The 22,203-nt window shown below is 62.0% G+C and carries 19 protein-coding genes; 11 read left to right on the top strand and 8 right to left on the bottom strand.

The genetic code is table 11. The features are described from left to right. Nucleotides 1-3 precede the first annotated feature (3 nt). Nucleotides 4-1,731 (bottom strand): tetratricopeptide repeat protein, encoded by a 1,728-nt coding sequence (locus tag OUY36_RS16995; RefSeq protein ID WP_267935210.1) that lies wholly within the window; start codon nt 1,729-1,731, stop codon nt 4-6. A 186-nt stretch (nt 1,732-1,917) separates the two neighbouring features. On the opposite strand from OUY36_RS16995, the gene hemA reads away from it, so the two are divergent. The 6 genes from hemA to OUY36_RS16965 all read left to right on the top strand — a co-directional run bounded on the left by hemA (nt 1,918) and on the right by OUY36_RS16965 (nt 7,299). Then, nucleotides 1,918-3,186 (top strand): glutamyl-tRNA reductase, encoded by a 1,269-nt coding sequence (gene hemA, locus OUY36_RS16990; protein ID WP_063540098.1) that lies wholly within the window; start codon nt 1,918-1,920, stop codon nt 3,184-3,186. Next, complete coding sequence (gene prfA / locus OUY36_RS16985; protein WP_102839744.1) at nt 3,183-4,265, top strand: peptide chain release factor 1; 1,083 nt, start codon at nt 3,183-3,185, stop codon at nt 4,263-4,265. Before hemA ends, prfA begins: the two co-directional genes overlap by 4 nt. A gap of 34 nt (nt 4,266-4,299) precedes the next feature. Further along, nucleotides 4,300-5,127 (top strand): peptide chain release factor N(5)-glutamine methyltransferase, encoded by an 828-nt coding sequence (gene prmC / locus OUY36_RS16980; protein ID WP_267935209.1) that lies wholly within the window; start codon nt 4,300-4,302, stop codon nt 5,125-5,127. 24 nt (nt 5,128-5,151) lie between these two features. Then, a complete protein-coding gene (locus tag OUY36_RS16975) occupies nt 5,152-5,907 on the top strand; it encodes a molybdopterin-synthase adenylyltransferase MoeB (protein ID WP_267935208.1) in 756 nt (251 codons plus the stop codon). Further along, nucleotides 5,900-6,694 (top strand): glutamate racemase, encoded by a 795-nt coding sequence (murI, locus tag OUY36_RS16970; protein WP_267935207.1) that lies wholly within the window; start codon nt 5,900-5,902, stop codon nt 6,692-6,694. Before OUY36_RS16975 ends, murI begins: the two co-directional genes overlap by 8 nt. 86 nt (nt 6,695-6,780) lie before the next feature. After that, a complete protein-coding gene (locus tag OUY36_RS16965; RefSeq protein WP_014597501.1) occupies nt 6,781-7,299 on the top strand; it encodes an acyloxyacyl hydrolase in 519 nt (172 codons plus the stop codon). 58 nt (nt 7,300-7,357) lie between these two features. On the opposite strand, the gene OUY36_RS16960 is transcribed toward OUY36_RS16965, so the two are convergent. From OUY36_RS16960 to upp, 3 genes are all read right to left on the bottom strand, one after another. Then, nucleotides 7,358-7,669, bottom strand: a complete 312-nt coding sequence (locus OUY36_RS16960) for a YkgJ family cysteine cluster protein (protein ID WP_063540093.1) — start codon at nt 7,667-7,669, stop codon at nt 7,358-7,360. 74 nt (nt 7,670-7,743) lie between these two features. Beyond that, a complete protein-coding gene (locus OUY36_RS16955) occupies nt 7,744-9,003 on the bottom strand; it encodes a uracil-xanthine permease family protein (RefSeq protein ID WP_063540092.1) in 1,260 nt (419 codons plus the stop codon). Between the two features lie 2 nt (nt 9,004-9,005). Further along, nucleotides 9,006-9,644, bottom strand: a complete 639-nt coding sequence (gene upp, locus OUY36_RS16950; protein WP_013983760.1) for a uracil phosphoribosyltransferase — start codon at nt 9,642-9,644, stop codon at nt 9,006-9,008. Between the two features lie 259 nt (nt 9,645-9,903). Here upp and OUY36_RS16945 point away from each other — a divergent pair, with 259 nt between their 5' ends. The 4 genes from OUY36_RS16945 to OUY36_RS16930 all read left to right on the top strand — a co-directional run bounded on the left by OUY36_RS16945 (nt 9,904) and on the right by OUY36_RS16930 (nt 17,197). Beyond that, a complete protein-coding gene (locus OUY36_RS16945) occupies nt 9,904-10,461 on the top strand; it encodes a hypoxanthine-guanine phosphoribosyltransferase (protein ID WP_102839748.1) in 558 nt (185 codons plus the stop codon). Between the two features lie 530 nt (nt 10,462-10,991). Beyond that, nucleotides 10,992-12,863, top strand: a complete 1,872-nt coding sequence (locus OUY36_RS16940; protein ID WP_156246177.1) for a DUF1302 domain-containing protein — start codon at nt 10,992-10,994, stop codon at nt 12,861-12,863. A 97-nt stretch (nt 12,864-12,960) separates the two neighbouring features. Then, entirely contained in the window at nt 12,961-14,322 is a 1,362-nt protein-coding gene (locus OUY36_RS16935) for a DUF1329 domain-containing protein (RefSeq protein WP_063540090.1), read from the top strand. Between the two features lie 250 nt (nt 14,323-14,572). After that, the gene (locus OUY36_RS16930) at nt 14,573-17,197 is read left to right on the top strand and encodes a LuxR C-terminal-related transcriptional regulator (protein WP_156246178.1); all 2,625 of its coding nucleotides are present in this window, start codon (nt 14,573-14,575) and stop codon (nt 17,195-17,197) included. A 160-nt stretch (nt 17,198-17,357) separates the two neighbouring features. Here OUY36_RS16930 and OUY36_RS16925 read toward each other — a convergent pair whose 3' ends face one another. From OUY36_RS16925 to OUY36_RS16910, 4 genes are all read right to left on the bottom strand, one after another. Then, nucleotides 17,358-17,624, bottom strand: a complete 267-nt coding sequence (locus OUY36_RS16925) for a DUF3509 domain-containing protein (protein ID WP_102839752.1) — start codon at nt 17,622-17,624, stop codon at nt 17,358-17,360. Nucleotides 17,625-17,737: 113 nt separating this feature from the next. After that, a complete protein-coding gene (locus OUY36_RS16920; RefSeq protein WP_063540087.1) occupies nt 17,738-17,992 on the bottom strand; it encodes a YebG family protein in 255 nt (84 codons plus the stop codon). 85 nt (nt 17,993-18,077) lie between these two features. Next, complete coding sequence (locus tag OUY36_RS16915) at nt 18,078-18,542, bottom strand: multidrug transporter (protein WP_253752179.1); 465 nt, start codon at nt 18,540-18,542, stop codon at nt 18,078-18,080. 119 nt (nt 18,543-18,661) lie between these two features. Next, nucleotides 18,662-19,117 (bottom strand): DciA family protein, encoded by a 456-nt coding sequence (locus OUY36_RS16910; RefSeq protein WP_234492829.1) that lies wholly within the window; start codon nt 19,115-19,117, stop codon nt 18,662-18,664. 271 nt (nt 19,118-19,388) lie between these two features. Here OUY36_RS16910 and secA point away from each other — a divergent pair, with 271 nt between their 5' ends. Next, nucleotides 19,389-22,127 (top strand): preprotein translocase subunit SecA, encoded by a 2,739-nt coding sequence (secA, locus tag OUY36_RS16905; RefSeq protein ID WP_102839755.1) that lies wholly within the window; start codon nt 19,389-19,391, stop codon nt 22,125-22,127. The last annotated feature ends 76 nt before the right edge of the window (nt 22,128-22,203 follow it).

Below are 22,203 nucleotides of genomic sequence, written 5' to 3'. Positions count from 1 at the left end.
GGGTCAGGGCTTCTCCGAGCCGGTCAGCCGCTTGAGCGTTTCGCGCAGGATCTGGCTGTCCGGTTGTAGTTTGAGTGCCTTCGACCAGACCGCGCGGGCCTCGCTGCGTTCACCCTTGGTCCAGAGTACCTCGCCCAGATGCGCCGCCACCTCGTGGTCGGGGAAGCGCTGCAGGGCCTTGCGCAGCAGCGCCTTGGCCTCGCTGAGATTGCCCAGCCGGAAGTTGACCCAGCCGAGACTGTCGAGAATTGCCGGATCATCCGGGTTGAGCTGGTAGGCCTGCTCGATCAGCTGCAGTGCTTCCTGGTGACGATCGGTGCGGTCGGTGAGGGTGTAGCCGAGGGCATTGAGCGCCATGGCGTTGTCCGGTTCGCGTTCGATGATGAAGCGCAGATCGCGTTCCAGCTGGCCCAGGTCGCCGCGTTTCTCGGCGAGCATGGCGCGGGTGTACAGCAGGTTGAGATCGTCGGGAAACTCCTCGAGCGCCTGTTCGGCCAGCGTCCAGGCCTGCTCGGTGCGGTCGTGCTCGGAGAGGGCTTCGATCTCGATGAGGTACAGCTGAATCGCATAGTCCGGCTGCTGCTGTCGGGCCTCGGCAAGCACCCTGGAGGCGTCATTGTCGCGGTTGCCGGAGAACAGCAGTTGGCTCTGCAGCAGCTTCGCCGGCAGGTACTCATTGCCGGGGCCGACCTGGGCCAGTGCCTCCAGCGCCTTGGCGTTCTTGTCCATCGCCTGATAGGCGCGGCCGAGGTTGAAGTAAGCCGCGTCGATATGGCTGCCGCGCTCGATCAACTCCTCGAGATAGACGGTCGCTTCACGCCAGGCCTGCGCTTCCATGCAGACCAGCGCCATGGAGAAACGCAGGTCGTCATCGGTAGGGTGTTGCTGGACCAGCGTCGCGAACTCGCCCATGGCTTCTTCCAGGCGATCCTGTTCGACCAGCAGGCGCGCGTAGGTCAGGCGCAGGCGCTTGTCTTCGGGGTGCTGGCGCAGGCTCTTCTCCAGCAGCGGCAGGGCTTCATCGCCGCGCTGCAGGCTATGCAGCAGGCGCGCTTCCAGCAGGATAGAGGGGATCTGACGTTGCTTGGCAGGCTGCTTCTGCAGCAGAGCGAGGGCTTCCTCGCTGCGATCGTCCTGCTGTAGCAGAACGGCTTTGCCGAAGGACAGCTGCGGGTTGTCCGGGTGCTTGGCCAGCAGCTTGTCGAAGCTCTGCAGCAGGCCGGCGCGGGTATCGGGGTCGGTTTCTGACGCGGACAGCGCAAGGAAGTCGAAATGCGTGTCGCCCTGGCCCTGCAGGACTTTCTCCATGAACTCCAGCGATTCTTCGTAGCGCCCGGCACGGGCGAGCTGCACGGCGGCAGCGCGCTGGGCGTCGAGATTCTCCGGCGCATTGCGTGCCCAGATCAGTGCCGTATCCAGTGCGGCCTGGTCGGCGCCGAGGTATTCGGCGATGCGAAAGCCGCGCTCGGCGACACCGGCATCCTGGGTCGCATGCGCCTGCTGTACATAGTTGCCCAGGGCGATGTCGAACCGATTTCGCTGTCCTGCCAGTTCCGCGACCAGCAGTGCATAGAGCGATTCGCGGCTGAACGAGCCCTGCGCCGGCTCGGCAACCGGCGTACTCGGTGGCGCTGCATCCTCGACCGGCGGGGCGCTTTCTGGCGCCTGCTGCAGGAAGGTCTGACAGCCGCCGAGTAACAGCAGGGCGGCGAATGCGGCAAGTCTATTCATAGGGGAAATGTACGGCTGGTGTGCGGTCGCGGCATGATGACACAAGCCGCCGGGCAAGCCCATGGCCGCCAGAATGGTGCCAGGTGACGGGCATGGCCATCGAATCGGACAATCAAGGGCAATGGTTGTTCTCCATCAGACGAAGTAGGAGAATTGCGCGCTCCGTTTTCCAATCAGCGGTTCTGCATGGCTTTCCTCGCGCTTGGTATCAATCACAAGACCGCTTCGGTGGACGTCCGCGAGCGCGTAGCCTTCACGCCGGATCAGATGGTCGAGGCCCTGCGCCAGCTGTGTCGCGTCACGCCAACGCGTGAGGCGGCGATTCTCTCGACCTGCAATCGCAGTGAACTGTACCTGCAGCAGGATCAGGTCGAAGCCGATGCCGTACTGGCCTGGCTGGCCAACTATCACCGCCTCAGTCTCGACGAGCTCAAGGCCTGTGCCTACGTGCACGTCGACGACCAGGCCGTGCGTCATATGATGCGTGTCGCCTCCGGGCTCGATTCGCTGGTGCTGGGCGAGCCGCAGATCCTTGGACAAATGAAGTCGGCCTATGCCGTCGCGCGCGAGGCTGGCAGCGTCGGCCCGCTGCTCGGGCGGCTGTTCCAGGCCACCTTCAGCACGGCCAAGACCGTGCGGACCGACACCGCCATCGGCGAGAACCCGGTGTCGGTGGCCTTTGCCGCGGTCAGCCTGGCGCGACAGATCTTCAGCAACCTGCAGCGCAGCCAGGCGCTGCTGATCGGCGCTGGCGAAACCATCACCCTGGTGGCGCGCCACCTGCACGAGCAGGGCGTGAAGAAAATCGTCGTCGCCAACCGTACCCTCGAGCGCGCCAGCGCCCTGGCGGCGGAGCTGGGGGCGCAGGCGATCCTGCTCGCCGACATCCCGGAAGAGCTGCACAACAGCGACATCGTCATCAGCTCCACCGCCAGCCAACTGCCGATCCTCGGCAAGGGCGCGGTAGAGCAGGCGCTGAAGCGGCGCAAGCACAAACCGATGTTCATGGTCGACATCGCCGTGCCGCGGGACATCGAGCCGCAGGTCGGCGAGCTGGACGATGTCTATCTCTATACCGTCGACGACCTGCACGAGGTGGTCGCGGAGAACCTCAAGAGTCGCCAGGGCGCGGCCCAGGCCGCCGAGGAGCTGGTCGCCGCCGGTACCGAGGACTTCATGCAGCGCCTGCGCGAGCTGGCCGCGGTGGATGTGCTCAAGGCCTACCGCCAGCATGCCGAGCGAATTCGCGATGACGAACTGAGCAAGGCCCAGCGCTTGCTGGCCAATGGCGCCAGCGCCGAGGACGTCCTCGCTCAGCTCGCCCGGGGGCTGACCAACAAGCTGCTGCATGCCCCCAGCGTGCAGCTGAAAAAACTCTCTGCCGAGGGCCGCGTCGAGGCGCTGAGCATGGCCCAGGAACTCTTCGCCCTGCACGAGGGCACGGAAAAGACATGAAAGCTTCGCTGCTGAACAAGCTGGACATCCTGCAGGACCGTTTCGAAGAGCTCACCGCGCTGCTCGGCGATGCCGAAGTCATCAGCGACCAGAACCGCTTCCGCGCCTATTCGCGCGAATACGCCGAGGTCGAGCCGGTGATCGTCGCCTATCGCCAGCTGTGCAAGGTGCAGCAGGATCTCGAAGGCGCCCAGGCGCTGCTCAAGGACAGCGATCCCGACATGCGCGAGATGGCCGAGGAGGAAGTCGCCGAGGCCAAGGCGCAGCTCGAGACACTGGAAGCCAGCCTGCAGCGCATGCTGCTGCCCAAGGACCCCAACGACGGACGCAACGTGTTCCTGGAAATCCGCGCCGGCACCGGCGGCGACGAGGCAGCGATCTTCGCCGGCGACCTGTTCCGCATGTATTCGCGCTACGCCGAGAAGCAGGGCTGGCGCGTCGAGATCCTCTCCGAGAGCGAGGGCGAGCACGGCGGCTACAAGGAAGTGATCTCCCGCGTCGAGGGCGACAACGTCTACGCCAAGCTCAAGTTCGAGTCCGGCGCGCATCGTGTGCAGCGTGTGCCGGAGACCGAGTCCCAGGGGCGCATCCATACCTCGGCGTGCACCGTGGCGGTACTGCCGGAGCCGGACGAGCAGGCAGCGGTGGAGATCAATCCTGCCGAGTTGCGCATCGACACCTATCGTTCTTCCGGTGCCGGCGGACAGCACGTCAACAAGACCGATTCGGCGATTCGCATCACCCACCTGCCGACCGGTATCGTCGTCGAGTGTCAGGAAGAGCGTTCGCAGCACAAGAACCGCGCCAAGGCCATGGCCTGGTTGGCGGCCAAGCTGCAGGACCGCCAGGATGCCGCAGCGCACAAGGAAATTTCCGAGACGCGCAAGCTGCTGGTCGGCTCTGGTGATCGCTCCGAGCGCATCCGCACCTACAATTTTCCCCAGGGCCGGGTCACCGATCATCGGGTCAACCTGACGCTGTATTCGCTCAACGAAGTGATCGGCGGCGCAGTGGAGCAGGTCATCGAGCCGCTGTTGCAGGAGTACCAGGCCGACCAGCTGGCCGCGCTGGGCGACTGATCCTTTCCGCTGCGCACCGCGCTAAGAGCACCTCATGCCAACCATCGAGTCCCTGCTGCACAGTGCCGATTTGCCGGACTCGCCGAGCGCCAGGCTGGACGCCGAATGGTTGCTCGCCGCCGCGCTGGGCAAGTCCACCAGCTATCTGCGCACCTGGCCCGAGCGAGAGGTGCCGGCTGACCTGGCCGAGCGCTTCGCGGCGGATCTGGCCCGCCGTCGGCGCGGCGAGCCGGTCGCCTATATCCTCGGCCGCCAGGGCTTCTGGAGCCTGGAGCTGGAGGTTGCGGCGGAGACCCTGATTCCGCGTCCGGACACCGAGCTGCTGGTGGAAACCGCGCTGCAGCTGCTTCCGGCGGCGACGGCCCGGGTACTCGATCTGGGCACCGGAACCGGAGCGATCGCGCTGGCGCTGGCGGCCGAGCGGCCCATGTGGCAGGTCCGCGGCGTTGACCGTATCGAAGCTGCAGTGGCGCTCGCCGAGCGCAACCGCCTGCGCTTCGGGCTAGGCAACGTCAGCTTCACGCGAAGCGACTGGTTTTCCGAGCTGTCCGGCGAGCGCTTCCAACTGATCGTCAGCAACCCACCCTACATTCCTGCCAGCGATCCGCATCTGCAGCAGGGCGACGTGCGCTTCGAACCGCATAGTGCGCTGGTGGCCGGGGTGGATGGGCTGGACGACATTCGTACGATCACCGCCCAGGCGCCCGGACATCTGATCACGGGCGGCTGGCTGCTGCTGGAGCACGGCTATGATCAGGCTGGAGCGGTACGTGCGCTGCTCGCCGCGCACGGCTTCGAGGCGTGCGAAAGTCGGTGCGACCTGGGCGGTCACGAGCGCGTCAGTCTCGGGCGGCTGCCATGACCCTTCTGTTACGCGAGGTGCTCGATGCTGAGTGACGAAGAACTGCTGCGTTACAGCCGGCAGATCCTGCTCAAGCAGGTCGATATCGAGGGGCAGCTACGGCTCAAGCAGAGTCGCGTGCTGATTGTCGGTCTCGGTGGACTCGGCTCGCCGGTAGCGCTGTATCTGGTGGCCGCGGGCGTCGGCGAACTGCATCTGGCGGACTTCGATACGCTGGACCTGACGAACCTGCAGCGTCAGATCGTTCACGACACACCATCGCTTGGCCTGCACAAGGTCGACTCCGCCATGGCCCGGCTGGAAGCATTGAACCCGCATGTGCGCCTGGTTCCTCATCGCAGCGGGCTGGATGCCGACTCCTTGGGGGCGGCGGTTGCCAAGGTCGATCTGGTGCTCGACTGCACGGACAACTTCGCCATCCGCGAGGCGGTCAATGCGGCCTGCGTGCAGGCCAGGAAACCCTTGGTCAGCGGCGCGGCGATTCGTCTCGAGGGACAGCTCTCGGTGTTCGATCCCCGAGTCGAAACGAGCCCCTGTTACCACTGCCTTTACGGGCACGGTAGCGAGGCAGAACTGACCTGTAGCGAGGCGGGGGTCCTTGGTCCACTGGTAGGCATGGTCGGCAGCCTGCAGGCATTGGAGGCGCTCAAGCTGCTAGCCGGTTTCGGTGAGCCATTGATCGGTCGTCTGTTGCTGATCGACGCGCTGTCCAGTCGTTTTCGCGAGTTGCGGGTCAAGCGCGATCCGCACTGCGCGGTGTGTGGTTCAGGCGATGCCTGACTGTACGGCGCCCGTGGGCGTATTCGATTCCGGCGTCGGCGGGCTCTCGGTTCTGCGCGAGATTCGCCAGCGCCTGCCGCACGAATCGCTGCTCTATCTGGCCGACAGCGCCCACGTGCCTTACGGCGAGAAAAGCCCCGAGTACATCCGCGAGCGCTGCCGCACCATCGCGGCGTTTTTCGTCGAGCAGGGCGCCAAGGCCCTGGTGGTGGCCTGCAACACCGCGACGGCGGCCGGCGTGACCGAGCTGCGCGAGCTGTATCCGGATTGGCCCATCATTGGCATGGAGCCGGCGGTAAAGCCCGCCGCTGCGGCCACCCGCAGTGGCGTGGTAGGTGTACTCGCCACCACCGGTACGCTGAAAAGCGCCAGATTCGCCGCATTGCTCGATCGTTTCGCTGCGGACGTGCGGGTGATCACTCAGCCTTGCCCAGGGCTGGTCGAATGCATCGAGGCCGGTGATCTGGATAGCTTGGCGCTGCGCGTGATGCTCCAGGGCTGGGTCGAGCCACTGCTGGCGCAGGGCTGCGACACGCTGATCCTGGGCTGCACTCATTACCCCTTCATTCGTCCGCTGCTGAGCCGCCTCGTGCCTCGCGACATCCGGTTGATTGATACTGGAGCAGCGGTTGCGCGCCACCTGGCTGAGGTGTTGACGGAGCGCGGCCGGCTCGCCGACGGGGAAAGCAGTTGCCGATTCTATTGCAGCGGCGATCCGCAGCGAATGGCCGAGGTGCTGCCTATACTTTGGGGTGAACAAGCAGAGGTCGAGTTGTTCTCCCGATAGGAACTCCCAAAGCAATGGAGTTTCTCAACTGATGCTGGCGACAAATAACCAAACACAAACGCAGTGTTTTTTATAAGGAAGTTCCCATGAAAAAACTGTCCTCCCTGGCTGCGGTAGCGGCGATTTCCCTGGGGCAGATGGCGGCTGCTCACGCCGTGGATCTCACCGTTGCGGTCGGTCAGACCGATGAGTCGACCATGACCTATCGCCTGGGTGCGCAATTCGACTTCAACAGGAGCTGGTTCCAGACCAGCGTCGGGCGACTGACCGGCTATTGGGATGCAGGTTACACCTACTGGGAGGGCGACGAGTCCACCAGCAATCACAGCATTTCACTGGCACCGGTCTTCGTCTACGAGTTCGCCGGCCAGTCGGTCAAGCCTTACGTCGAGGCGGGTATCGGTGTGGCGGCGTTTGAAAACACCGAGGTGGAAGGCAACCGTCTGGGGTCGTCGTTCCAGTTCGAGGACCGTATCGGTGCAGGTCTGCGCTTCGCCGGCGGCCATGAGGTCGGCGTACGTGCGATCCATTACTCCAACGCGGGTATCAAGAAGCCGAACGACGGCGTCGAGAGCTACGCTCTGCACTACCGGATGGCGTTCTAAGCGATAGCGTCCAGGCTGCAGGGCTGTCGCCGGCCCTGCAGCGCTCCCTCAGGCGGCCTCAGCCATACGCCGTGGCGCTGCCTTTGCGCTCCTCGCGGCAATCCTGCGAACCCAGTTCGAACTCGCGGCAGATCAGCGGGCGATGTGCATAGATAGTGCAGCGCATGCTGTCCCGGTCAAGCGCCGCGCACCAGCCGTCATCCAGCCGCCGCATCACTTCGCCGCCCCAGCTATCCCTGTCGATGAATCGCTGCGGTACACCGGTATCGCCGAACAGCATGACTTCGAGACGGCAGCAGCACGCCGCGCAGGTGGAGCAGCTGACGATGGGGTCTTCGAGTTGCTTGAGCGGGATGGTCGAGTCAGTCATGACGGCAGTCTAGCCGATGTGATCGACTCGGGCAGAGAGGCGGACGGCCCCAGCGGACGCTGGGGCCGTTTGTTTCAGACTTCTTCGTTCAGCTGCTTGTTGCGCCAACCCTCGCCACCGGGCAGCACCAGGTTGAGCAGTAGCGCGATGATCGCGCACAGCGAGATGCCGGACAGGGTGAATTCACCGTAGCCGATCGCCATGCCGCCGATACCGAACACCAGCGTCACCGAGACGATGATCAGGTTGCGTGCTTCGGACAGGTCGACCTGGTGGCGGATCAGGGTGCTCAGACCGACCACGGCGATCGAGCCGAACAGCAGGCAGAGGATGCCGCCCATGACCGGTACCGGAATGCTCAGCAGGCCGGCGCCGAACTTGCCGATGAAGGCCAGGGCGATGGCAAAGATCGCCGCCCAGGTCATGATCTTCGGGTTGTAGTTCTTGGTCAGCATCACCGCGCCCGTTACTTCGGCGTAGGTCGTGTTCGGCGGTCCACCAAACAGGCCGGCTGCGGATGTCGCCACGCCGTCACCCAGGAGCGTGCGATGCAGCCCTGGCTTCTTCACATAGTTGTTGCCGGTGACGCTGCCGATGGCGACCACGCCGCCAATGTGCTCGATCGCCGGGGCCAGGGCGACCGGGACCATGAACAGGATGGCGCCGATGTTGAACTCCGGCGCAATGAAGTTGGGCATCGCCAGCCAGGGTGCTGCGGCGATGCCGCTGGTGTCGACCACGCCGAAGATGAGCGAAAGCCCGTAACCAACGGCGACCCCGGCGAGAATCGGCACCAGGCGGAACAGACCCTTGCCCAGCACCGCCACCAGCAGCGTGGTGACCAGCGCTGGCATCGAGATGAGCATCGCCGTGTGGTACGGGATGAGCTGGGCGCTGCCGTCGCCGGCCTTGCCCATGGCCATGTTCACTGCTACCGGCGACAGTGCCAGACCGATGGAAATGATCACCGGTGCGATGACCACGGGCGGCAACAGGCGGTCAATGAAGCCCGGGCCTTTCAGGCGCACGGCGAAGCCGAGCACGATGTACACCAGTCCGGCAGCCATCACGCCGCCCATGACCGCAGGCAGGCCGAACTCGCCCTTGGCAGCGATGATCGGGGCGATGAAGGCGAAGCTCGATGCAAGGAATACTGGCACTTGACGCTTGGTGACCAGCTGGAACAACAGCGTGCCGAGACCGGCAGTGAACAGAGCGACGTTGGGGTCCATGCCGGTGATCAGCGGCATCAGCACCAGTGCGCCGAAGGCGACGAACAGCATTTGCGCGCCGGCCAGTACCTGCCGGCCTACCGGCTCTTCGGGATGCGACATGCTCAGATGTCCTTCTGCTTGGTGCCGAAGATCTTGTCACCGGCATCGCCCAGGCCCGGAACGATGTAACCGTGCTCATCCAGGCGCTGGTCGATGGATGCGGTGAAGATAAGCACGTCGGGGTGCGCCTTCTCGACGGCGGCGATGCCTTCCGGTGCGGCGACCAGGACCAGGGCTCGAATCTCCTTGCAGCCCGCCTTTTTCAGCATGTCGATGGTGGCGACCATCGAACCGCCGGTAGCGAGCATCGGGTCGATGATGATCGCCAGGCGCTGTTCGATTTCCGGAACCAGCTTTTCCAAATAGGTCTGCGCCTGCAGCGTCTCTTCGTTGCGGGCGATGCCGACAGCGCTGACCTTGGCGCCGGGGATGAGGCTGAGCACCCCATCGAGCATGCCGATGCCGGCACGCAGAATCGGTACTACAGTAATCTTCTTGCCGGAGATCTTTTCCACCTGCACCGGGCCGCACCAGCCGTCGATGCTGTAGTGTTCCAGCGGGAGATCCGAGGTCGCTTCATAAGTGAGGATCGAGCCCACTTCCTGCGCCAGTTCACGGAAGTTCTTGGTGCTGATGTCTGCACGGCGCATCAGGCCGAGCTTGTGGCGGATCAGCGGGTGGCGGATCTCTCGAATGGGCATTGTGGGCTCCGGCGGGCAAATAAACCGGCTTAGATTAAAGCATCGTCGGGTCAGCGGCTATTCGCGTGTCATCCGGCCAGCAGACTTGCTGCGCACGGCGAGGGTGGGTATCTTCCCCGCCCTTTCGCGAACGGCCGAAAACCGGCTGTTCGGTCAGGTTTTTCGCTGTCCGGGTTCGCCTGGCAATACGGCGATTCAACCGCACGAGCTGCCAGCCCCGGCTGGTGCTCCCAACTAAACTCTCTGGGGGAATCGCTTCATGTCCGTCGATCTCGCACATATTCGCCAAGTCATGGCCGAGGCAGACTGCCTGTACACCGAAGAGCAAGTCGAAGCGGCGATCGCCAAGGTTGCCGAAACCATCAACGCCGAGCTGGCCGAGCGCAATCCGGTGGTGTTCTGCGTCATGAATGGCGGGCTGATCTTCTCCGGCAAACTGGTGCCGAAGCTGAACTTCCCCCTTGAGCTGTCCTACCTGCATGCGACCCGTTACCGCAACGAGACCAGCGGCGGCGAGCTGTTCTGGAAGGCCAAGCCGGAGATTTCCTTCATCGATCGCGATGTGCTGATCATCGATGACATCCTGGATGAGGGGCACACGCTGGGCGCAATCATCGATTTCTGCCGTCATGCCGGGGCTGCTGCCGTGCATACCGCCGTGCTGATCGACAAGGACCACCAGCGCAAGGCGCGCCCGGATCTGAAAGCGGACTACGTTGGGCTCAGCTGCATCGACCGCTATATCTTTGGTTACGGGATGGACTACAAGGGCTACTGGCGCAACGCCCCGGGTATCTACGCCGTAAAAGGCATGTAAGCGTCTCGGCGGAGCTCATGGTCATGCGCGCCCGCAATGGGTGCGCAGCCACGTGGCCGCGACGATTCGCTGTCCTGGCGACAGCCATGCGCGCTTCGATCTGGGCGCTGCGGCGGTTACGTTTCGATTGGCCCCATTGCGCTTCCTAAAGTAACGCAGCGGCGGCGTGCCCACGCCTGATCCGCTCGTTGTTGGGCTGGCTACCTTTCGCGGTTCACAATGCCGGCTGCCTTGATCCAGACGGATTGGGCTGCCTTATCGGCGTGATGAATACTACTTTCGGATAACCAGCCGACATTTCTCCATTCCAACCGCACGAAAGGCTCTGCGGCGGGCTTTGCGCTGCTAGCGTTCGCGGCTAAGCTCAGAACGTCCTTAATACGCATGGCCGAACGAAATCACGCTGAAAGCCACTGCTGGAAAGGCTATTCATACTAAAGGATTACAAGCTAAATCAAACCTTAGTGCGCTTAACCCTCCTTCTACGTCTGGGTAGGGTTGACGCACTTCGAACCAACCAGGAGCGCCTCATGACAAAAACAACAAGGCAAGGAATCTTCCAGCCGAAGTCTCTAGCTCTCGCCGTTGCGCTGGGCACTGCCGCCCCGGCCTACGCTGTGAACTTCAATATCGGAGAGATCGAAGGGCAATTCGACTCGGCGATGTCCATCGGTGCCAGCTGGTCCATGGCGGACAGGGATATGGATCTGGTCGGCTTGGCCAATGGAGGAACTGGCTATACCCAGACAGGGGATGATGGGCGGCTTAACTTCAAGAAGGGCGAAACGTTTTCCAAGATTTTCAAAGGTGTCCATGATCTTGAGCTTCGTTATCGCGATAGCGGCGCCTTTATTCGTGGTAAGTACTGGTATGACTTCGAACTGAAGGATGAAAGTCGTCTGTTCAAGGATATCAGCGATAGCAACCGGAAAGAGGCGGCTCAATCATCGGGTGCGCAGATTCTGGACGCGTTTCTTTATCACAACTATGCGATTGGTGATTTGCCGGGGACCGTGCGTCTCGGAAAGCAAGTAGTGAGCTGGGGTGAGAGTACTTTTATTGGTAACAGCATCAACTCGATCAACCCATTGGATGCGGCCGCTTTCCGTCGTCCCGGTGCTGAAATCAAGGAAGGCCTGATTCCTGTCAATATGCTCTACGTCTCGCAGAGTCTGACTGATCGACTCAGCATGGAGGCGTTCTATCAGCTCGAATGGGATCAAACGATCATCGACAATTGCGGCACCTTCTTCGCCAGTAATGACGTTGCAGCCGATGGTTGCGATGATAATTACACGGTCCTATCTGCTGCTCAGCGCGACGCTATCATTGGTGCTGGGGTTACGATTGATCAGCTAAATGCATTGATCGGTGCCGACTATTATGCCGGCCTGGACGATCTAGGCATTATCGTGGGGCCTGAAGGTGTAACAGTTCCGCGTGGTGGTGACCGGGATGCCCGAGATTCCGGTCAGTATGGATTTGCGTTTCGGTGGCTGGGTGACGTGGCCGAATACGGTCTGTATTTCATGAACTACCACAGCCGTACGCCAACCGTCGGCTACCAGAATGCATCCGCCGCCGAGATCCAGGCGTTGTTAGGGCTTCTCGGTACTCCGTCTCCAGGCGGTCAGCTTCCATCAGGGGCGGCCTTTAGCGGCCTGGCATCTGCCGCTTTGCTAAGCAACGGCGAGTACTATCTTGAGTATCCAGAAGATATCCGCTTGTATGGCGCAAGCTTTTCTACGACCTTGCCAACAGGCACAGCGTGGTCTGGTGAAATCAGCTATAGGCCAAACCTTCCGGTAGCTCTCAACTCTACATATACCACCGGATTGCTTGCTACCGGCATCGGCGGTTCCATTGCTGCCGGTGACTTCGCGGGTGCGATCGGCCAGGCGGGTATCGAACATCGGGGCTATAACCGCAAGGAAGTCACTCAGCTACAGACCACGTTTACGCACTTCTTCGATCAGGTCTTGGGCGCTGGGCGAGTCACCGTAGTGGGTGAGATCGGCTATGCACATGTAGGCGGGCTGGAAAGTAAGAGCGAGCTTCGTTACGGTCGTGACTCCATTTATGGTCTGGATACGCCAGAGTATGGGAATGATGGCTTCGTAACCGCTAACTCCTGGGGTTATCGCCTGCGCGCCATTGCGGACTACAACAACGTCTTTGCCGGTATCAACTTCAAGCCCAACCTGTCGTTTTCCCACGATGTCGACGGTTATGGCCCGAACGGTCTGTTCAACGAAGGCTCCAAAGCGGTCAGCATTGGTCTGGATGCCGAGTACCAAAACATGTACACCGCCAGCCTGTCCTACACCGACTTCTTCGGCGGCGACTACAACACGCTGGTTGATCGTGACTTCCTCGCGTTCAGCGTGGGCGTGAACTTCTAAGGAGACCAGCGCTGTGTCCGGCCGATGAGGAAGGTCGGCCGGACTACGACGATAAGCAAGGCCTCCGGTAAACAAGATCAAGAGGAACTGGAATCGTATGAAAACAACAAGAAAGCTATTCAGTGTCTTGGCCTTCTCTCTGCTCGCCAGCAGTGTGATGGCCGCGGTTTCCCCCGAAGAAGCCGCCAAGCTCGGAACGTCCCTCACGCCGCTGGGCGCGGAGAAGGCTGGTAACGCAGACGGCACCATTCCTGAGTGGACCGGTGGCCTGAAAACCGATGCCGCGCCGCTCAAGAATGGTCATCTGACCAACCCCTTCAAGGACGAACAACCCAAGTTCGTGATCACCGCGCAGAACGCCGAGCAGTACAAGGACAAGCTGACCGCAGGTCAGATGGCCATGTTCAAGCGCTACCCGGAAACCTACAAAATCCGTGTCTTTCCGACTCACCGCTCCGTAGCGGTCCCGGACGAGATCTATGAGGCCGCCAAGAAAAGCGCGCTGAATACCGAGCTCGTCGAAGGTGGCAATGGTCTCGCCAACTTCACCGACAGCCGCTATTACGCCTTCCCGATTCCGAAGAACGGCTTGGAAGTGATTTGGAACCACATCACCCGCTATCGCGGCGGCAATGTGCGACGCAACATCGTTCAGGCGACTCCGCAAACCAACGGCAGCTACACAATGGTCCACTTCGAGGACGAGGTGGCCTTTCCGCTGGGCATGACGGACCTGGATCCGGAACGCGCCAAGAACGCTTTGCTGTTCTTCAAACAGCGCGTGACAGCACCGTCGCGACTGGCTGGTAACGTACTGCTGGTGCATGATTCGCTGGATCAGGTGAAGGATCCACGTCAGGCCTGGATCTACAACGCTGGTCAGCGTCGTGTTCGCCGCGCGCCGCAGGTTGCTTACGACGGACCGGGTACCGCTTCCGATGGTATGCGTACCACTGACAACTTCGACATGTTCAGTGGCGCCCCGGATCGCTACGACTGGAAACTGATCGGCAAGAAAGAGCTGTACATCCCTTACAACAGCTATGAGATCGCCTCCAGCGACCTGAAGTACGACCAGATCATCAAGGCTGGTCACGTCAATCAGGATCTGGCGCGCTATGAGCTGCACCGCGTCTGGGAGATCGAGGCCACGCTCAAGAGCGGCGAGCGGAACATCTATGCCAAGCGTCGTTTCTTCGTTGACGAAGACAGCTGGACCATCGTCCAGTCGGAGCTCTACGACGGTCGTGGTCAACTGTGGCGGGTAGGCGAAGCCCATTCGCTCCAGTACTACCAGCACAAGGTGCCCGCTTATGCGTTCGAAGCGCTGTACGACATCATCTCTGGTCGCTACATCGCCATCGGCATGAGCAATGAGGAAAAGCCCCACGAGTACGGTTACCGTGCGTCCGCCCGGGACTTCACGCCAGCAGCTCTGCGTAACGCCGGAGTTCGCTGATCGGGTTCCATCCAGCTGATGAATAAGGCGGCCGACTGGCCGCCTTTTTTTTTGTTTCGAACCAGCGGATGATAATTTCAGCTTACTGGTTCGTTTCCCGGCTCGTTCGCAACCGACAAGAGTCGTTCCAGCGTCTGCGTTCGCTGCCGGGCGCAGATGCCTCGCTGACGACGGGCATGCCATTGATGGTGGCGTCGGGCGAGGCCGTGCTGTGTTTCAATGGACTGATTCGAATAAGAGAACCGTCGCCATGTCCGTACGCTTCATTCCTGATGCGCTCAGTGCAGAGGCAGGAGCCGCAGACCAACTCGCGTCTATTCCGAGACTTCCGCCGGCGCACATAGGGCGGCCGAGACTCGTTCAGTCTCTACTCGCCGCCGATTGTCGCTTGCGTCTGATCTGTGCTCCGGCAGGATTCGGCAAAACCGTGCTGATGAGCGAATGCGCTCGGCTCGTGCCGGAGGGCACGCACATGGTGTGGCTGGACCTGGGCGGAAGGGCCTGTAGCGTGGGCGCTCTGTACAGCCAGCTCAGCGGAGCCCTGGGTCAGCAAGATGAGCTGGTCGGGAGCGCCGACACTGCAATTCTCACGCTGCTGCGCCGGTTGCGGCAGCCTCTGTGGATCATGCTCGACGATTACCCGCGCGACTGCGATGCGGAGCTGGATGCCTGCCTCGACATGCTGCTGGACATTGGACCTACATCGGTCAGCTGGTGGGTCTCCAGTCGTCGTCAGCCTGCATGGAAGCTGCCACGGCTTTTGTTGCAGGGACATCTGTGCGAACTCGATGCCGAGGCTCTCGCCTTCACCGAGGATGAGCTCGAGCGAATGCTCGCTGCTCAGCGAATGGCGCTTTCGCCGGAAAGTTTTCAACAGCTCCACCGCGGTATGGAAGGGTGGCCGGCGGGCGTCTGCCTGATGCTGCTCGGCGCCGATGAGCAGGCGCTGCGCGAGCGGCTTGTGGCCGGCACGCCGTTATTGCGTGACTACGTGCAACGCGAGGTTCTGGCCGGGCTGGGCGACGAAGTGCGCCGCGCGCTGCTTGCCCTGGCGCGTATGCCGCGTTTCTCGGCCGAGCTCTGTGACCATGTGCTAGATGGCGTCGGCAGTGAAATTCTCGATGTACTCAAGACGCGCCAGCTATTCATCAGGCAGATCGACAATTGCGGCGAGTGGTTTCGCTTGTGGAAGCCGTTGGCGTTGATGCTCCAACGCCTGGCTGACGCGGCTGCGCCGACCCAGGTGCATCTGCGTGCCTGTCAATGGTTCGCCAGCCGCGGCGAAATGCGCGAGGCGGTGGAGCATGCCCTGTGGGCAGGCCAGCCGGAAGTCGCGGCCAATTACCTGCAGCGTTACGGGCAGGAACAGTTGCTGATCGGCGACAACGTTTCGCGATTCCTCAAATGGCGAAGCGAGCTGCCGCAGGATCTGTTTGCCAGTACCACGCGGTTGATCGTGCTTCAGGGGTGGGCACTGATCATCTCGGCGCGTCTGGATGAAGTGGAAGACTGTCTGGCCGAACTGGCCAAATTCTTTCCTCAGCCCGATGCCCGGCGGCAGGCGCAACTGCTGGCGCAATGGCAGGCGTTGCGAGGCTTTCTTGCGCGCTTGCGTGGAGAGCCTGGGGCTCGGGAAAATTGTCTGCAGGCGCTTGAGGTGCTGTCCGATCATGCTTGGGCGCAGCGCGTGCTCTGCTATCAGGTGCTGACCCAGCAGGCGATGTCCGAGGGCAAGCTGGAGCTGGCGCAACAGTACAACAGCGAGGGTATGAAGCTGGCTCGGCTCAAGGGCAGCGTGCTTTACGAGATGATGCTCAGCGTGGACCGTATCCAGCTGTTGGAGCTCACCGGTGAGTTCGAGCGCGCCGTCGGTGTGCTGAATGAAGCATTGCAGGCCCTCCGCGAAACGGTTCGGCATAGTCCATTGATCGGCCGCTTGCAACTTCTGCAGGGTCATCTGTTGGCCTATCAGGGGCTGGATGAGCCTGCTCAGGAGGCTTATCAGCTCGGCAAGGAGGAGACCGAGACCTGTGGCGATTCCTACTGCTTCTTCGGCTATGTCGGGCTGGCCGAGCTGGCCGCGCGAAGCCAGGAATTCGCCTGTGCCTATCATTGGTTGCGCGACGCCGAGCGGCTTTCACAGTGGCGTCATGTTCCGGAGGCGCGTTTTCGAGGAATTCTACCGCTCATCAACGGTGTCGCGTGGCTCCACCAGGGAGAACTGCGCAAGGCCCGAGGTGCGCTCTGCCAGGTATTGGATCTCTACGAGGGGCACGGCTACCTGTCGCCTTCCGGATTCTACGAGCTGCTACCCCGGCTGCGGCGCTATCTTGCGGTCATCGATGTGCTGGAGGGGCAGCCACAGCGAGCGATTACCGAGCTGCGCGCACAGGTCGAACAGAACCTGCGGACCCAGCGGCTGGGCCTGGCATGTGAATGCCGATTTAGCCTGGCCGAGGCGCTTCAGGCTGCGGGCCAGACAGCCGAAGCCGAAACGGAGCTGCGTTCGGCGCTGGCCGAGGCGGCTCGTCAGCATCTGGTAAAGCCGCTTTACGAGCTTCACCACCGCCAACCCCAGTGGCTGGCTCGCGTTCTGCCTGCTACGGCGAAAGGCGAGTCGCTTCGCCAGCGCCTACTCCACTACGAGCGTGAGCCGGAGACGGTACAGGCGATAACGGATGAAACCGTGCTCAGCAATCGTGAGCTGACCGTGTTGCGGCTGATCGCGCAGGGTTGTTCCAACCAGGAAATAGCCGAGCAGCTATTCATCTCTCTACATACGGTCAAGACGCATGCCCGCCGAATAAATACCAAACTGGGCGTAGCGCGTCGAACGCAGGCGGTGGCAAAGGCCAAGGCGTTGGCCTGGCTCTGAGGGTATCTGGATAGGCTTCACCGTTGCGCCAGGGCGGCAAAGCCCAGGCACAACGGTGCGCTGCGAGTCAGGGACTGACAGTCGACGGGTAAGATCTTGTTGTTGTTTTGAGGCGGGGTAAGGTGAAGCGGGCAACCTGCAGGCAATCAGGTTGGTGTTCCTACAGCGAGACGGGTTGGAGCATCGAGGCGCCTCGAGGCGGTAACTGTTCGCCGCGTTCGATGGCCAGACTCACCTGCAGGCTGGTGATCAAGCGCTGCAACTGCTGCTGATCGCGCCACTGTTGCGCACTGATGAAACGCTTGACCGCGACACCCTCAGCACTGGTCAGCGTAAGCAGAATGCTGCCGTCCGGCTTCTCGATGCTGAAGTTGACGTTATAGCGGGGACGAAACACATCACTGATCTTCTGGAATGGACTCGTCATGCCTGGATACCTGTATGGGGTGGCTGCCAGCAATGGACCCGGCAGGTAGCGACAAGTTTCCCCCGCAGATCGGCTCGGGTGCAGCGAAAGGCCGCATGCCCTGCGCGCTGAGTTCAGGCGCCGCTTATCAATTCTGACAGTGCTTCCGGGCTGCTCTTGAACGCCTTGGCGAATAGCTCTCGATGCTTGGCCATATAGATGCCGATGTCCTCGGCCTGCTGCTCGCTGAGCGATGGCGAAGCCTGCTGCAAAACCGTGGCTAGCGTCTCGGCCAGCTCCAGCATCTTGTCATGACGATCGGCTTCGGCTTTATCCATGAACAAACGCTCCAGGTCCCGACTGCTGCGGTACACCACTTCGACGGCCATTTACCACCTCGGTTATTGGCAGATTGATACTGTGTATTTGTACAGCATAAGCGGGTGCGGCAAAGATTGGTAGTGTGCCGTTGCTTCAGCGAACGAAACGCCCTTGCAGCCGCTCGGCATGAAACTCCAAGGTCGCGGCGCGATATCCGCTGCGCAGCAGCGGCAGGGGTAGGCAGGATTCCCAGCGGGCGCCAGGTTGCAGATCGCCGGGCCCCTGGTAGGTGGGAGCATCGTAGGCGCGGCGTGCAAGGTTTGTGCGTGAGCCCGGAGAATAGGCGGTCACTTCCCATTGCAGGCTCTGCAGTTTCCTGTCCGTGTGGTTGACCAGTTGCACATGCAACGGCTGAGCGCCGGGACAGCGCTGCGGGTCGTGGCTCAGCCGAATCTCGAGGCGCGCCAGCAGTTGTTCCTCACGATGTTCCTGCCAGAGCACCCAGCCGGCGACGAGTGCGAGGCCGAGCACGGCCCCCAGCGAGATCGGCACGGCCCTCAGCGGGTAGCGGATCAGCAGTACCAGCCAGGTGAGGATGAGCAGGGCGCCGATCAGCATGAGCGCGCTCCTGCGAACAAACGGCTTAGCGACATGGAACACCTCCGCATTGACGGGCTCATGCTAACCCGTGCCGGCCGAGGCTGCGCAAGGACGCGGCGCGCATTTGTAGCAGGATGTCAGTCGCTGGTTTTGCCGCGGCTGGCCAGGCGCTCGAGTGCGGCTCGCAGTCCCGGATCCCGAATGCCCTGAGCTGCGGCCTGAATGCTGTCTGCCGCGTTGCTCGACAGTGGGGGCGTAGCGGCGGGCTTGTGTCTCGGTGGTGGCGGTGGCTGCACTTTGAACTGGATGCGTAGCAGTCCGGCAAACTCATCCATGGCTTCCAGCTGGCGCTGCAGGCGGCGCTGCTGGTAACGCAAGCGCGTGGCCCAATGGCCATCGGTGACGATCAGCAGCAGACAGCCTTCACGCCAGGATGCCACCCGACAATGTTCGCGCGCAGCCGGCTGCAGTTGGCTTTCCAGCAACTGCTGAAGGCGCTCGAGTCGCAGCGCCTCACCGAACAAGGCTCTGAGCGGCTTTGCTTCGCGTAGCAGGGAGGCCGGGGCGCGGGCCGGTGATGGGCGAAAGGCCATGATGGTCGGAAGATCCGTGATAACGGTGCTCATGGTAGCAGATGCGCGCAAGGCCGAAGCCGGCCGCTGGAGGGTGGCGTCCGGTTGAAATGTGACTTGGTGAGCCCCATGTTGAGCGCCGAACGGTCGCCTGCCAGCGCCATCGGCGGGTCGCCGCGCTGCGCAGTCAGGCACCTTTCCTCAGTGCCGTTTCCGAGTAGAATGGCCGCTTTGCACGCAGCCGTGACCTCGCGGACGTGCCTCCATCCCCAGCATGGAAGTCTTTGTCGATATGTTTGCGCCTTTATTGAAGAAACTCTTTGGAAGCAAGAATGAGCGTGAAGTCAAACGCATGCTCAAGGCGGTGCAAGCCGTCAATGCACTCGAAGAGCAGATGCTGTCGCTCTCCGACGAGCAACTGCGCAGCAAGACCGAAGAGTTCAAGGCCCGTCTCGAGAAAGGCGAAACCCTCGATCAGATCCTCCCCGAAGCGTTCGCCGTCTGCCGCGAGGCTGGCAAGCGCGTGATGGGCATGCGCCACTTCGACGTGCAGCTGATCGGCGGCATGACCCTGCATGAGGGGCGCATCGCCGAGATGCGTACCGGTGAAGGCAAGACCCTGGTGGCGACCCTGGCCGTGTACCTCAATGCGCTGGCCGGCAAGGGTGTGCACGTAGTCACGGTCAATGACTACCTGGCCCGCCGCGACGCCAACTGGATGCGCCCGCTGTACGAATTTCTCGGCCTCTCCGTCGGTATCGTCACACCGTTCCAGCCGCCGGAAGAAAAGCGTGCCGCCTATGCCGCTGACATTACTTACGGCACCAACAACGAATTCGGCTTCGACTACCTGCGCGACAACATGGCGTTCAGCCTGGAAGAGAAGAACCAGCGTGAGCTCAACTTCGCCGTCATCGACGAAGTCGACTCCATTCTCATCGACGAAGCGCGTACTCCGCTGATCATCTCCGGTCAGGCCGAGGACAGCTCCAAGCTGTACCAGCAGATCAATCAGCTGATTCCGCGGCTCACGCAGCATATCGAGGAAGAAGAGGGCGTCGTTACCCAGGAAGGGCACTTCAGCATCGATGAAAAAACGCGCCAGGTCGAACTGAACGAGCAGGGCCACCAGTACATCGAGGAGATGCTGACCCAGGCCGGTTTGCTGGCAGAGGGTGAAAGCCTGTACTCGGCACACAACCTGGGCTTGCTGACCCACGTCTATGCCGGTCTGCGTGCGCATAAATTGTTTCACCGCAACGTCGAATACATCGTGCAGAACAATCAGGTGCTGCTGATCGACGAGCACACCGGCCGGACCATGCCGGGCCGCCGGCTTTCCGAAGGCCTGCACCAGGCCATCGAGGCGAAGGAAGGGCTGCAGATCCAGCCGGAAAGCCAGACCCTCGCCTCGACCACCTTCCAGAACTACTTCCGCCTCTACAAGAAGCTCTCCGGCATGACCGGTACCGCCGATACCGAGGCATTCGAATTCCAGCAGATCTACAACCTGCCGGTGGTGGTCATTCCGACCAACAAGCCGCTGGCGCGCAAGGACTTCAACGACCTGGTCTATCTGACCCAGGAGGAGAAGTTTGCCGCGATCATCGCCGACATCAAGGAATGCCGCGAGCAGGGGCGTCCGGTGCTGGTCGGCACGGCCACCATCGAGACGTCCGAATACGTTTCGCGCCTGCTGGAAAAGGAAGGCTTCGAGCACAAGGTGCTCAACGCCAAGCACCACGACAAGGAAGCCGAGATCATTGCCCAGGCTGGACGTCCCGGCGCGGTGACCATCGCCACCAACATGGCGGGCCGCGGTACCGACATCCTCCTCGGCGGCAACTGGGAAGTTGAGGTGGCGGCCCTGGAGAATCCGAGCGAAGAGCAGGTCGCGCAGATCAAGGCCGATTGGCAGAAGCGTCACCAGCAGGTGCTGGAAGCGGGCGGTCTGCACGTGATCGCCTCCGAGCGTCACGAATCGCGGCGTATCGACAACCAGCTGCGTGGTCGTGCGGGTCGCCAGGGCGACCCGGGCTCGAGCCGTTTCTACCTGTCGCTGGAAGACAGCCTGATGCGCATCTTTGCCTCCGACAGGGTGAAGAATTTCATGAAGGCGCTGGGCATGGAATCCGGCGAGGCCATCGAACACCGCATGGTCACCAACGCCATCGAGAAGGCGCAGCGCAAGGTCGAAGGGCGCAACTTCGATATGCGCAAGCAGCTGCTTGAGTACGACGATGTGGCCAACGAGCAGCGCAAGGTGATCTACCACATGCGCAACAGCCTGCTGGCCGCCGATGAAATCGGTCAGACCATCGCCGAGTTCCGCCAGGAAGCGCTGGATGCGGCCATCAGCGCGCACATTCCGCCGCAGTCGCTGCCGGAACAGTGGGACATCCCGGGCCTGGAAGCGGTGCTCTACAGCGACTTCGGTACGCGCCTGCCGGTCCAGCAATGGCTCGACGAGGACGAGAAACTCTACGAAGAAACCTTGCGTGAGCGCATTCTCGACGCGCTGCTGGCCGCCTACAACGAGAAGGAAGAGCTGGCTGGCGCCGAAGCGCTACGTTCCTTCGAGAAGCAGATCGTGCTGCGTGTGCTCGACGACCTGTGGAAAGAACACCTGTCGACCATGGACCATCTGCGCCACGGCATTCACCTGCGTGGCTATGCGCAGAAGAACCCGAAGCAGGAATACAAGCGCGAGTCCTTCGCGCTGTTCCAGGACCTGCTCGAATCGATCAAGCGCGACAGCATCCGCGTGCTCTCCCATGTTCAGGTTCGCCGCGAGGATCCGGCCGAAGAAGAAGCCCGTCTGCGCCGCGAAGCCGAGGAGCTGGCCAAGCGCATGCAGTTCCAGCACGCCGAGGTGTCGGCTCTGGACCAGCCGGAGGAGGACGCGGAAGTCGAAGGGCAACCCGACGTCGCTGCCGTTCCGGTACGTACCGAGCCGAAGATCGGACGCAACGAGCCCTGCCCGTGCGGCTCGGGCAAGAAGTACAAGCATTGCCACGGTCAGGTCCAGTAAGCGCGACCTCGTCCCGTTGATCCGCGCCGCGACCGGCCTGTGCCGCTCGCGGCGTTTTTCTCCCCCGTTACCTGGC

It is taken from the genome of Stutzerimonas sp. R40042, from assembly GCF_026642215.1.
Classification (GTDB): Bacteria; Pseudomonadota; Gammaproteobacteria; order Pseudomonadales; family Pseudomonadaceae; genus Stutzerimonas; species Stutzerimonas frequens.
The sequence above is the reverse complement of the archived record's forward strand: the minus strand, read 5'-3'. Positions and strand labels throughout refer to the sequence as shown.